Here is a 12,485-nt window from a genome sequence, read left to right as displayed (position 1 = left end):
GATCCTGGCTGGGACCATCCTGCTGATGCTGCCGTCGGCGCGCGCCGACGGCCAGTCGGCGCCGTTGATGGTGGCTTTCTTCACATCGGTTTCGGCCATCTGCGTCACCGGCCTGGTGGTGGTCGATACCGGCAGCTACTGGTCGGGCTTCGGCCAGGCCGCGATCATGGTGCTGTTCCAGCTCGGCGGCTTCGGCATGATGACCGCCGCCACCTTGCTGGGCCTGATGGTCAACCGCTCGTCGCGCCTGCGCACGCGACTGATCACGCAGACCGAGACCCGCTCGCTGGGCATGGGCGACATCGCCAGCGTCGCGCGCGTGGTGTTCGTGGTCACGCTGGTCCTGCAGCTCGCCATTGCCGCGATCCTGCTGGCGCGGATGGTGTTCGGCCACGACCTGGCCTGGAGCGAAGCGGCCTGGAGCGCCGTGTTCCACGCCGTCTCGGCTTTCAACAACGCCGGCTTCTCGCTGCACGCCGACAGCCTGACGCGCTACGCGGGCGACGCGCTGGTGCTGGTGCCAGTCATGGTGGCGATCGTGGTGGGCGGCATCGGTTTCCCGGTGCTGCACGACCTGCGCCATCGCCTGCACGATCCGCGCCACTGGTCGCTGCATACCAAGCTCACCCTGGTGGGCACTGCGGCGTTGCTGGCCGGCGGCTTCGTCGCGATCCTGCTGTTCGAATGGAATAATGGCGCGACCCTCGGTGGCTTGCCGTTCGGCGACAGGCTGCTCAACGGCATGTTCATCTCGGTGGCGGCGCGCACCGCCGGCTTCAACACCGTCGACTTCGCCGCGCTTGCGCCCGAGAGCTGGGCGCTGCATTATCTGTTGATGTTCATCGGCGGCGGCAGCGCCGGCACTGCCGGCGGCGTCAAGGTGGGCACGGTCATGATCCTGGTCATGCTCGTGATCGCCGAAGCGCGTGGGCATACCGATACCGAGGCCTTTGGGCGCCGGGTCGCCGTCTCCGCACAGCGCCAGGCGGTGACGGTGCTGGTGCTGGGCAGCGTGATCGTCGCCTTCGGCACCGTGGCGCTGCTCGGGATCTCGCACTTCCCGCTCGACCGGGTCATCTTCGAGGTCGTCGCGGCATTCGGCAGCACCGGCCTGTCCACCGGCATCACCGCCGAGTTGCCGGTGGCGGGGCAACTGGTGCTGACCGCCCTGATGTTCATCGGCCGGGTGGGAACGATCACCCTGGCCACTTCGCTGGTGCTCGGCGAACGCCGCATGCCATACCGTTATCCGGAGGACCATCCAATTGTTGGGTAGAATTTTCACAGAACAGTTCGCGTTTTCGGCGGGCGACAGCGTGGTCGTCATCGGCCTTGGCCGTTTCGGCGGGGCGGTGTCGCAATCCCTGATGCGCCTCGGCCATGACGTCATGGGCATCGACGAGAAGGAAGACCTGGTGCAGCTCTGGAGCGAGCGCCTGACGCACGCGGTGCAGGCCGATTCGACCAACGAGAACGTCATGCTGCAGCTGGGCGTGGCCGATTTCTCGCACGCGATCGTGGCGATCGGCTCCGACCTGGCGGCCAGCCTGATGACGCTGATGGTGCTGACCGAACTGGGCATCAAGGATATCTGGGTGAAGGCGATGACGCCCGAACATGGCCAGATCGCCCAGCGCATCGGCGCCCATCACGTGGTGTATCCGGAAGCCGACATGGGCGCGCGCGTGGCGCACCTGATCACCGGGCGCATGATGGACTTCATCGAATTCGAGGACGGATTTGCGATCGCCAAGATCCATGCGCCGGTGGAAACGCACGACGTCACCCTGGCCGAATCGCATGTACGCTCGCGCTTCGGCGTGACCGTGGTGGGCGTCAAGCGGGCCAATGCGGATTTCCAGCATGCGCTGCCCGAGACGCGCATCCTGCCGGCCGACCTGCTGATCGTGTCAGGTCCGACCAAGAAGATCGAACTGTTCGCCGCAGGCGAGAAGCGGGGCAGGCGGCGCTAGCCTGGCCGTTGCGGCGCGGCGCCCGCTGTCAGGCCATATAGTCGAACAAGGACATCGGCCGACCCGCACCGCCGCCGAACAGCAGCCCGTTGCCGGACCCGGCCATCTGGTATTGCTGGGCCATGAGCGTGGCCTGGCGGGTCACGGTGTCGATCACCTTGTCGCGCTGGTCGAGCAGGCGGTCGCGCTCGCGCAGCACGCTGGCCGCCTCGACGCCCAGGGTGCCGGTGGTGCCGATCTGCTTGTCGACCTGGGCCACCAGGCGGTCGGCCAGGCCGCCCTTGTCGCTGAACACCTTATTGGCGCGCGCCGGGTCGGCCGCGATCGCTGCCTTGAGCTTGTCTTCGTCCAGCACCAGCGCGCCATCCTTTTGCGTGATGCCAAAAGCCGCCAGGTCGCGCACGGCGCTGCTGTTGACGATGTTGCCGATCTGGGCCTTCATGCGCAGCAGGGTGGTGTCGGAGCGGGCGTCGCCCGTTTCCAGCTTGCCCAGCTGCGTGTTCAGGTCATTGAAGGCCTTGACGAAATCCTTCACATTGCCGGCAATGGCGGCCGGGTGGCTGCGCACCTCGACCTCGCTCTTGCCGGTCTCTTTCAGGGTCAGGTTCAGGCCGGGAATCGCCTCGGTGAGCGAGTTGGTGGCTGCGGTGACGGTCTTGCCGTCGACCACCACGCGTGCATCCCGGGCCTCGGCCACTTGCTGCATGCCGCCTTCCTTGCCCGGCTGGTAAGAGAAGATGCCGCCCAGGACCGGGTCGCCGGCGACGCTGACGCGCATGCCGTTGGCGGCGCCGGTCTCGCCGGTCAGGCTCAGCGAATAGCCGTCGCCATCCTTGCTGACCTCGGCATCCAGGCCGGCTTCGCGCATGGCCTTGGCAATGCCTTCCAGGCTGTTCTCGCCCGGCTCGATACGGATCGTGGTTTTCTTGGCATTGGCGCCGGAACCGGTCTCGACCGTGATCGTGCTGGGGCCGCCGCTGCCCAGCGCCGCGTCCTTGTCCGCCACCGGTTTGCTTTGGAGCTTGTGGCCCTGGGCCAGTTGCTGGACGTCGACGGCATACTTGCCGGGCGTGGCCGAAGCTGCGGCGAGCTTGGCCGCCAGGGCGCTGCCGCTGGCCGTGGCGAGCATGTCGAGCTTGCCGCCGGTGAGGCCGGCCGCGACCGAGCGGAAGCCGTCCAGGGCCAGCGCCATCTTGCCGATGTTCGACAGGCGCGCCTCGTCGCGCTTGACCTGGGCGTCGATGACTTTCAGGCCGGGGTTCTGGGCCAGCAGCGATTGCGTCAGGTTGGTGCGCATGTCGCCGTATTGCCTGGCGGCGGGCTGGGACGCCAGTCCGGTGGTGGTGGTTCTCAGCATGGCTTGGATAATCCTGGTTGGAAACGCCGTGCAACCGAAGGTTGCTACCCTTGCTTTATCGCATGAAAATGCGATCGTGAACAGTCATCGATTGTATCGGTAGCCGGAACGGTCAAGTCCCGGCCACCCGGGCCCGGTCAGCGCATGCCGAGCAGGGCCGTGACCCGGTCGCGGCTGACGCCAACCAGGGCCGAGGTGATGGCCAGCAGCGAATCGTAGTCGTGGCTGGCCGCAGTGGCGGTGAAATCCTGGGCGATCATCGCCAGTTCGGCGCTCGGGATGGCGGGTTGGGCGTTCTTCGCCATGGCCGAACTCAGGGCCAGCGAAGCCGCATCCTGCGAGCGGCGCACGCGCGCCAGCGCCTGCACCACTTCGCGCAGGCTCTGGCGCAGGGCGTCGGGATTGCCCAGCTCCCAGTTCTTGGGCTCGAGGGCGGGCGGCACGGCGACCGTGTCGACCCGGCCGCGGCCGGTCACCGCGATCGCGTCCTTGATGCCGCCGAAGGTCGATTCGCGCGTGGTGAACACCAGTTCGCCTTCCTGGTCCAGGCCGGCACGTACCTTGACCGGGGCCAGGGTGCGGTCGAGGCGCCGGGCGATTTCCTCCGGCGTCATTCCGGGCTCGATCGTCGCTGCCAGCTGCGGGCCGCCGGCGCTGCCGACCGAGAAGCCCATGGTCTGGGTGCCGCTGCTCTTGAACGAAGCGATATTCATGCCCTGGATGCGGAAGCGCTGCTGCGCGCCGGCCACGCCGTCGAAGTCGAGCGCGGCGTCGACGCCGTCGCCGGCCTGCTGGCGGCGGCCCTCGAGCGAGGCGGCGAGCTGGCGCACGCGCGATTCGAGTTCGCGCGAGGCTGCGGCGCCGCGGCCCGACAGCCGCGCGCTCAGGTCGGCCTTGAGCGTCTCGAGCTGGCCGGCGATGCGGGCGAGGTAGTCGATCGCCTGCTGGGCGCGGGCGACCTCGCTCTGCAGGTTCTGGTTCATGCCGATGCCGCGCCGCAGCGGGCTGGAGGTCGGCGCGCTGCGGCCGACGGCGCGGCTGTCGGAGACCGCCGGCGGCACCGCATGGGCGCGACCGGTGGCAGCGGTGCTCTGGGCGCCGGTATTGCCGCTGACGACGGCGCCGTTAGCGTTGGCGCCGCTGGTGGCGGCCGTTGCGCTGGTTGGTCTGAGCAGTGCTTCCATGACTGTCAGATCGCGTTGAACAGCGACAGGTTGCCGATCTTGGCATAGGCCTTGTAGGTTGCCTGCAGGGCGGTGGTGTAACCGTTGAGCTCAGTGGCGGCGATGCCGACGTCCAGCGCGCCGATGTCGACGATCGCCATCTTGTTCGACAGGCTGATGTTGGCGTGGTTGTCGTCCAGGGTCTTGATGATGTTCTGGCGCCCGCCCAGGTTGGCGACCTTGCCCGAGATCAGGGCCTGGGCCTCGTCGAAGCCGGTCAGGTTGGCGGCCAGCACGGCGCGGATGGCCGGATCGTTCGGCGTGGCGCCCGGCGTTTTCAGGGCGGTGATGCTGGCTTCGAGCTGGTTCAGCAACTTGTCCAGGCCGGCCAGGTTTTCATTGGCGGGTTGGGTCAGGCCATTGCCGACCACGACGTCCTGCGAATTGGTGTTGCCTGCAAAGGTGTACAGCCCGGCCGCGTCGCGTACCATCGGCGCGGTCTTGGTCGCGGTGCCGGAGAACAGGTAGTTGCCTTCCTCGTCGATCGTGTTGGCAGTGAAGAACAGGCTGTCGCGCAGCGATTCGAGCGGCGCGATCATGGCTTTCAGGTCGTCCGGGGCATTGCCGCCGTCCAGGGCCCATACCATCAGGTCGCGGCCCGAGATCATCTCGGTAACCATATTGCTCAGATAGCCTTCCGACTTGGTCAGGCGCAGCTGGAGCGAGCCGATATTGCTGCGGTACTGGCCGACGGTGGATTCCTCGCGCGCCAGGCGCGACAGGCGCACGCTGTCGACCGGGTCGTCCGAGGGCAGCAGGATGCGCTTCTGGCTGTCCAGCTGGCGCATGATGTAGCTGAGCCGCTCCTGATTGTTCTGGAGCGACTGGTTCATCGTCGATTGGTATTGGGCGGTAGCGATACGCATGGGGTTCTCCTTAACGCATCATGGCGAGGGTGGCGTCGAACAGCGAGTTGGCGATCGTGATCACCTGCATATTCGCCTGGTACATGCGCTGGAACTCCACCAGCTTGACCGCCTCCTCGTCTTCGCTGACGCCGCTGGTCGACTGCCAGTCGTTGATCGACTGGACACGCACGGTGTCGGTGGTCTTCAGCGACGCTTTGTTGATCTTGCTGTCCACGGCCAGCTTGCCCAGCAACTGGGTGTCGGCGTCGCTCAGCAGCACGTTGCCGATACTCAGGCCGGTGATCGGCTGGCTCTTGAGCGCAGCCAGCTTTTGCAGGTTGCCGGTGTCGCCCGGCAGGCCGTCGCTCGAGAAGGCCAGGTCCTGGGCCTTGAAACCCTCGACCGTCTTGAGCATGTTCGAGCCATTGCCCGGGGTGAAGACGAACAGCGGGACGCCATTCGGCGCAGCGCCCGGCGCATTGTAGCCGAGCTGCAGCTGGGTGTTGACGCGAGTGGCGATCTCTTGCGCCAGGATCTCGACGTCCTTCTGCAGCGGCAGCAGGGTGTTCTGCTCGAACTGGGTCAGGCCGCCCATCTGGCCTCCCATCTTGCTCGCGTCGAGCGTGAAGGTCGAGTTGGCGAAGGTGATCGAGAATGCCTGCGGCGAATCGGCGGTCGGGGCGGCCTTGAGGGTGCCGTGCATGCTGCCGATCACCAGCGCCTGGCCGCTCTTGAGCGAGACGTCACGGGTGCCGTCGCCGTTGTCCGATACTTCCAGCGCCATCTTGGACGACAGGTCGTCGATGGCCTGGTCGCGGGCGTCGATCAGGCTCGAGGCCGACACGCCGCCGGCCTGGGTCTCGCTGATCTGCTTGTTCAGGCGGGCGATGGTGGCGATGTCGACGTTGGCCGAGTCGACCAGGGCGCTGCGCTGCTGGCGCACCGAGGTCAGCTGCGTGTTGTAGACGTTGTTCAGGCCATTGAAGCGCTCGGCCATCAGGTTGGCGGCGGTCAGTACCTGCTGGCGCAGCGGGGTCGAGCCCGGATCGCCGGCCACCGCATTGATCGCCTTGAAGAAATCGTCGATGCCGGCCGACAGGCTGGCCGACGAGTCGCCCATCACGCTCTCGAGCTGGGTCAGGTAGTGCTGCGACTGCGAGTACATCCCCAGTTCCGAATTGGCGCGCCACATGGCCTGGGTCTTGTAGTTGTCCGAGAAACGCAGCAGCGAGGTCACCTGCACGCCGTTGCCGGCCGAGCGGCCGCTGGCGTCCGGACCGAGCGACATCAGGAGCGCCGACTGGCGGGTAAATCCCTTGGTCTGCAGGTTGGCGATATTGTGGCTGCTGGCGGCCAGGGCAATCTGGGCGGCGAGGGCGCCGGAGAGGGCATTATTGATGATCGTCATGGTGCGGATTCGTCCTCGAGACAGGGTTAACCTGAGAAGGCGACCAATTATTGCTGTTTATTAAGTTTTTTATGTAATCGGTCGCGATCCGGGTGGGCGCTCAGTGCTTGCCGGTGATGGCGCCAGGCACGAGCTGGCGCAGGATGGCGTCGGCGATGCCAAACGCGCGCTGGCCAGCCATATTGCCGGCCACCAGGTCGTCGGCCATGTCCTGCATGTCCTGGTTGACGCGGTTGTTGAAGACGCTGTCCTCGCTCGCCATTTCGCGGGTCGAGGCGCGCATCGTGCGCAGCATGTGGCTGATGAAGAAGCGTTCGAACTCGACCGCGGCCTGGGTGGCTTTCGCCACGTAGGCCGGGTCGTGTTCGGGCTGCCCGGCGCCGGGAGCGACCGGTGCGTCGTTGGCGGCGCCCTGCAGGCCGTTCTGAAGGGGATCGATGCGCATCAGATCACCACCAGTTCGCCTTCGATCGCGCCGGCCTGGTCGAGGGCCTGCAGGATCGCCATGATGTCGTCGGGCGAGGCGCCCAGGCTGTTCACGGTGTCGATGATGGTTTGCAGGCGCGCACCCGGCGGCCAGCGGAACATCTGGCCCGAGCCCTGGTCGACCGACAGCTTCGACTCCGGCGTCACCGCGGTCTGGCCGCGCGAGAACGGCCCCGGCTGGCTGACGCGCGAGCTTTCCGAGATGATCACCTTGAGCGCGCCGTGGGTCACGGCCGCCGCCTTCACGCGCAGGCCGTCGGCGATCACGACCGTGCCGGTGCGCGAATTGAACACGACCTTCGGCACTTCGATTCCGGCTTCGACCGAGATCGCGTTCAGGCCGGCCACGAAGGCCACCCGCTCGGTCGGATTCTCGGGCGCGATGACTTCGACGCTGGTGCCGTCCAGGGTGGTGGCGATCGGGCCGTAGCGCTTGTTGATCGCATTGACTACATTGGTGGCGGTCTCGAAATGCGGCTGGCGCAGGCGCAGCAGCACTTGCGGGCGGGTCGCGAAGTCGGTCGCGATCTCGCGCTCGATCAGGGCGCCGTTCGGCACCCGGCCGGCGGTCGGGGTGTTGACGGTGACCGAGGAGCCGCTCTTGCCGGTGGCGTTCAGGCCGCCGACCACCACATTGCCCTGGGCCAGGGCGTAGATCTCGTTGTCGGCCGCGCGCAGCTGGGTCAGCAGCAGGGTGCCGCCGCGCAGGCTCTTGGCGTCGCCCAGCGACGAGACCGTGACGTCGATGGCCTGGCCGCGGCGGTAGCCGGGCGGGAAGGTGGCCGAGACCATGACGGCGGCCACGTTCTTGTTCTTGGCATCCTCGCCTTCGGGCAGGCGCACGCCGAACTGCTTGAGCATATTGATGACCGACTGGCTGGCGAACTTGACCTGGGTCGAGTCGCCCGAGCCGTTCAGGCCGACCACCAGGCCATAGCCGACCAGCGGGTTTTCGCGCACGCCCTCGACGCTGACCAGGTTGCGCAGGGCTTGCGCGGCCTGCACCGGCAGGATGGCGCAGCCGAGCAGGGCGGCGAGCAGGAATGGAGCAATGCGAGCAATGCGGCGCGGGTTCATGGTTGTCCTCAGAACGGCATCAGGGGGCTGTTGAAGAAGCGCGTCAGCCAGCCCGGCTGGTTGGCGTCGGCCAGCGCGCCGCGCGCCGAGTAGGCGATGCGGGCATTGGCCACGCGCAGCGACGACACGCGGTTGTCGGCGTCGACGTCGGCGGAGCGCACGAAGCCCTTCAGGCGCACGAATTCCTCGCCCTGGTTCAGCATCAGGTTCTTTTCGCCGGCCACGCGCAACAGGCCGTTGGGCAGCACCTCTTGCACGATCACGGTGAGCGAACCGGACAGGGCGTTCTGCTGGGTACTGGTGGCATCGCCCTGGAAGTCGCGCTCGGCCGTGATATCGACCGCCGCCTTGTCGTAGACCTTGCCCAGCGCGGCAAGCGGGGAAATGCCGATCGACGACCCCTTGGAAATGCTGGTGCCGGCGCGCTTGCTGGCCTGGGTGGTTTCTTGCAGGATCACGGTGACGGCGTCGCCCACGCGGTAGGCGCGGCTGTCCGAGGTCAGCGAGACGGTGTCGGCGGTGAACACGCCGCCCGAGACGCCGCCGCGCGACATGCGCTGCAGCGGCATGTGGTCGTCATCGTCGTCGCGCATGGCGACCTGCATCGGCGAGGCGCAGCCGGCGAGGACCATAAGGCCGAGCAACAGCGACAGCAGGGCGGCGAGGGTTTTCATCAGCGCGCTGCCTGCGACAGGTATTGCAGCATATTGTCGGCGGCCGACAGCACCTTGGTGTTCATCTCGTAGGTGCGCTGGGCCGCGATCATGTCGACCATCTCTTCGACCACCTGCACGTTCGAGCCTTCCAGCATGCCCTGCTTGAGCTGGCCGAAAGCGTCGTCGCCCGGACGGCCTTCATTCGGCGCGCCGCTGGCTGCCGTTTCCTGGAACAGGTTGTCGCCCAGGGCCAGGAGGCCCGTCGGGTTGATGAAGCCGGTCAGGTTGATCTGGCCGACCTCTTGCGGGTTCGGCTGGTTGGCGAAGGTCACCGAGACCACGCCGTTCTCGCCGATGGTCACGCGCTGCGCATTTTGCGGAATCGTGATCTGCGGCACGATGGCCAGGCCCTGGGCATTGGTCAGGGTGCCGTTCGGATCGACCTTCAGCTGGCCGGCGCGCGTATAGGCCGGTTCGCCGTTCGGACGCAGCACCTGCAGGAAGCCGGCGCCCGAGATGGCGACGTCGAGCGGCTGGCTGGTGGTCTGCAGGCTGCCGTTGGTGAAGGCTTTCTGGGTGCCGACCACGCGCACGCCGTTGCCGAGCTGGACGCCGCCGTTGACGGTGTTGTCCGCGTTCTGGGCGCCCGGCTGGGCGTCGACCTGGTAGAACAGGTCTTCGAACACGACGCGGTCGCGCTTGAAGCCGACGGTGTTGACGTTGGCCAGGTTGTTGGCGATCGCCTGCAGCTTGGCGTCTTGCGCCTGCACGCCGGTCTTGCTGATCCACATTGCTGGATTCATGCTTGCTCCCTATCTATGTATGCTGTGCGGACGGCCTCAGCCGCCGATAAGCCGGTTGCCCGACTCGTTCATGCTGTCGCTGGCCTTGAACATCTTCATCTGCATCTCGAAGCTGCGGTTCAGGCTCATCACGGCAACCATTTCTTCCACCGCCGAGACATTGCTGCCTTCCAGCGCGCCGCCGCGCACGGTGATGTTCGGGTCGGCCGCCAGCGGTTCGCCGTCGCGCGGCACGATCAGGCCGGCCTCGTTCTTGGCCAGCTGGCCGCCTTCGGCACTGACCAGGCGCAGGCGGTCGATGATCTGGGTGATGGTGCCGCCTTCGGGCATGATCGAAATCGTGCCGTCCTTGGCGATGTCGACCGCGGTGTGCGGCGGCAGCACGATCGGCCCGCCTTCGCCCAGCAGCGGCCGCCCCGCCACCGACAGCGCGCCGTTGGCGTCGATGGCGATCGCACCGGCGCGGGTATAGGCTTCGCCCTCGTTCCACTCCACCGCCAGGTAGCCGTTGCCGTTGACGGCGACGTCCAGCGCGCGGCCGGTGTCGCGCACCGTGCCGTTGCGGGTCGAGATGGCGTCGGCCTCGGTGCGCGACAGGTGCACGTCGTCATAGCCGTAGCCGGCCAGCGCCTGTACCGACGCCAGTTCGATATTGGCGCGGAAACCCGGGGTATCGGCATTGGCCAGGTTGTTGGCGCGCACCTGCTGCGCTTGCAGGGTACGCTGGGCGCCGCTGACGGCGGTGAAGATGAACTTGTCCATATGCCGCTTACAGCGCCTGCATCAGCGACTGCATCATCTGGTTCTCGGCGGTGATCACCTTCGAGTTGGCCTGGTAGTTGCGCTGCGAGGTCATCAGGCCGACCAGTTCCGCGGTGATGTCGACGTTCGAGCCTTCCAGCGAGCCCTTGGACAGCTTGCCGGCCAGGCCCAGGCCCGGGGTGGTGTACAGCGGCGCGCCCGAATTGGCGTTGGCGGTCCAGCTGGTGTCGCTGATCGGGGCCAGGCTGCCTTCGTCCGGGAAGGTGGCGATCGCCACGGTGCCCACGACCTGTTGCTGCTCGTTGCTGTACTTGGCGACGATCGAGCCGTTCTCGGCCAGTTCCACGCCGATGAAGGTGCCCGAGGCGTAGCCGTCCGCGCGGTTGGTGGTGTTGGTGGCGGCGCCGGCCAGCTTGGTGGTGCCGGTGTAGTCGAAGTCGAACACCAGCGGATTCGCGCCCGCGGCGTTGATCGTCAGGTCGGGGCCATTGGTGCCGACCGGCAGCCTGCCGTCTTCATCGAACACCAGGTCGTAGCCGGCGCCGGCCGGCGCCGCGCCATTCACGCTGTAGTGCACGGTGACGGTGTCGTCGTCGCTCTTGACGAAATATTGCGACACGGTGTGCTGGGTGCCGAGCGAATCGTAGACCACCGACTGCTTGACCATGCTGTAGGTGTTGGAATCCTCGAAGTCGAAGTCGGCATTGTCCTTGACCGGCCACTCGTGCGACATATTGCCTTCGTAGGCCACGCGGGTGCTGGCCACGGCCGCGATCTGGCCGGTCGGGATCGAGATGTCGCCCATGGCACCCAGCACGCCATTCAGGGTCGGGCCATAGCCTTGCACGCGCTTGCCGGTGGCGTCGACCAGGAAGCCGTCGGCATTGGCGCTGAAGATGCCGACCCGCGAGTATGACACCACGCCCTGGGCGTCGCGGCTGGTGAAGAAGCCGCGGCCGAGGATGGCGGCGTCGAGGCCGCGGCCGGTGGTCTGCAGGCTGCCGTTCTTGCCGATGTCCTGGGTCAGCGAACCGACCTGCACGCCATTGGCCATGTCGCCCGCGTACACCGACGAGAAGTTGGCGCGGCTGCCCTTGAAGCCGTAGGTGCCGGCGTTGGCGATATTGTTCGACAGGGTGTTCAGCTGCTCGTTGATGGCCTGGATGCCCGACAGGGCGATATTGAAGCTCATGGGGAATCCTTTGTTTAGTTGGTGAACGCCAGGTCGGCGGATTTGTCTTTACCGTGGAAACCGGTGATCCAGCCCGGCTCGACTTCGCCGACGCCGGCCACATGCATCAGGATGCCGCCGCTCGAATCGAGGCGCACATTGTTCAGGCGGCCCTTGATCTCGACCGCCGGTGCGGTCTCGTCCGAGGACTTGGCGGCGATGCTGTACTTGCCGGGCGGCAGGCCGAGCTTGACCGGATCGATCGTGAATTCCTGGCCGCCGATGCCGTGCGGCGGCAGTTCGATCGTGGTCTCCTTGCCGGCGATGTCGGTCAGCACCACATGGGTGAGGGTGCTGGCGCCTTCCAGCTGCACGCTGCCGGTGATCGGCGTATCGTCCAGTTGCACGCTCTTGGTCTCGACCGAGACCAGGCTGCCGACCTGGCCGCCCATCGTCAGCACCTGCAGGCTTTGCAGCATGGTGGCGCTGGCGGCGGTGGTCTGGGTCATGTTTTCCATCGCCTCGGTCTGCGCCAGCTGCGACAGCTGGTTCACGAAGGTGGCCGGATCGGATGGCGCCAGCGGATCCTGGTTGCGGATCTGCGCGACCAGCAGCTTGGTGAACATGTCCTTGTTCTCGCTCATCGGCACGCCGGCCGGGCGGTCGCTGGTATTGCTGTAGTTGCTGTTGAAGCCGAAGCCATTGGTGGATGTAACCATGA

General features: G+C 66.6%; 13 protein-coding genes. 2 read left to right on the top strand and 11 right to left on the bottom strand.

What is annotated here, in order from left to right; all coding sequences use genetic code 11:
* Window position 1: 1 nt before the first annotated feature.
* Both E8M83_RS20565 and E8M83_RS20560 read left to right on the top strand, forming a co-directional pair.
* Entirely contained in the window at window positions 2–1,276 is a 1,275-nt protein-coding gene (locus E8M83_RS20565; protein ID WP_229491716.1) for a TrkH family potassium uptake protein, read from the top strand.
* A complete protein-coding gene (locus tag E8M83_RS20560; RefSeq protein ID WP_137175217.1) occupies window positions 1,269–1,973 on the top strand; it encodes a TrkA family potassium uptake protein in 705 nt (234 codons plus the stop codon). Before E8M83_RS20565 ends, E8M83_RS20560 begins: the two co-directional genes overlap by 8 nt.
* A 28-nt stretch (window positions 1,974–2,001) precedes the next feature.
* Here E8M83_RS20560 and fliD read toward each other — a convergent pair whose 3' ends face one another.
* The 11 genes from fliD to E8M83_RS20505 form a co-directional block, all read right to left on the bottom strand.
* A complete protein-coding gene (gene fliD / locus E8M83_RS20555; protein WP_137175216.1) occupies window positions 2,002–3,330 on the bottom strand; it encodes a flagellar filament capping protein FliD in 1,329 nt (442 codons plus the stop codon).
* A gap of 137 nt (window positions 3,331–3,467) precedes the next feature.
* Window positions 3,468–4,514, bottom strand: a complete 1,047-nt coding sequence (locus tag E8M83_RS20550) for a hypothetical protein (protein WP_137175215.1) — start codon at window positions 4,512–4,514, stop codon at window positions 3,468–3,470.
* A gap of 5 nt (window positions 4,515–4,519) precedes the next feature.
* Window positions 4,520–5,419 (bottom strand): flagellar hook-associated protein FlgL, encoded by a 900-nt coding sequence (gene flgL, locus E8M83_RS20545; protein WP_137175214.1) that lies wholly within the window; start codon window positions 5,417–5,419, stop codon window positions 4,520–4,522.
* 10 nt (window positions 5,420–5,429) lie between these two features.
* Window positions 5,430–6,809 (bottom strand): flagellar hook-associated protein FlgK, encoded by a 1,380-nt coding sequence (gene flgK, locus E8M83_RS20540; protein ID WP_137175213.1) that lies wholly within the window; start codon window positions 6,807–6,809, stop codon window positions 5,430–5,432.
* A 100-nt stretch (window positions 6,810–6,909) separates the two neighbouring features.
* Window positions 6,910–7,254, bottom strand: a complete 345-nt coding sequence (locus tag E8M83_RS20535) for a rod-binding protein (RefSeq protein ID WP_137175212.1) — start codon at window positions 7,252–7,254, stop codon at window positions 6,910–6,912.
* Window positions 7,254–8,372 (bottom strand): flagellar basal body P-ring protein FlgI, encoded by a 1,119-nt coding sequence (locus tag E8M83_RS20530; protein WP_137175211.1) that lies wholly within the window; start codon window positions 8,370–8,372, stop codon window positions 7,254–7,256. The genes E8M83_RS20535 and E8M83_RS20530 overlap by 1 nt, the downstream gene beginning before the upstream one ends.
* Window positions 8,373–8,380: 8 nt before the next feature.
* Entirely contained in the window at window positions 8,381–9,046 is a 666-nt protein-coding gene (flgH, locus tag E8M83_RS20525) for a flagellar basal body L-ring protein FlgH (RefSeq protein ID WP_137175210.1), read from the bottom strand.
* Entirely contained in the window at window positions 9,046–9,831 is a 786-nt protein-coding gene (gene flgG / locus E8M83_RS20520) for a flagellar basal-body rod protein FlgG (RefSeq protein WP_170976876.1), read from the bottom strand. The genes flgH and flgG overlap by 1 nt, the downstream gene beginning before the upstream one ends.
* Window positions 9,832–9,867: 36 nt before the next feature.
* On the bottom strand, window positions 9,868–10,593 hold the full coding sequence (locus E8M83_RS20515; RefSeq protein ID WP_137175209.1) for a flagellar basal body rod protein FlgF: 726 nt from the start codon (window positions 10,591–10,593) through the stop codon (window positions 9,868–9,870).
* Window positions 10,594–10,600: 7 nt separating this feature from the next.
* Window positions 10,601–11,785 carry a flagellar hook protein FlgE gene (locus tag E8M83_RS20510; RefSeq protein WP_137175208.1) on the bottom strand — a complete coding sequence of 395 codons (1,185 nt, stop codon included), beginning with the start codon at window positions 11,783–11,785 and terminating at the stop codon, window positions 10,601–10,603.
* A 14-nt stretch (window positions 11,786–11,799) separates the two neighbouring features.
* On the bottom strand, window positions 11,800–12,483 hold the full coding sequence (locus tag E8M83_RS20505) for a flagellar hook capping FlgD N-terminal domain-containing protein (protein ID WP_137175207.1): 684 nt from the start codon (window positions 12,481–12,483) through the stop codon (window positions 11,800–11,802).
* Window positions 12,484–12,485: the final 2 nt, after the last annotated feature.

It is taken from the genome of Massilia sp. HP4 (assembly GCF_005222695.1).
Lineage (GTDB): Bacteria > Pseudomonadota > Gammaproteobacteria > Burkholderiales > Burkholderiaceae_D > Telluria.
The sequence above is the reverse complement of the archived record's forward strand: the minus strand, read 5'-3'. Positions and strand labels throughout refer to the sequence as shown.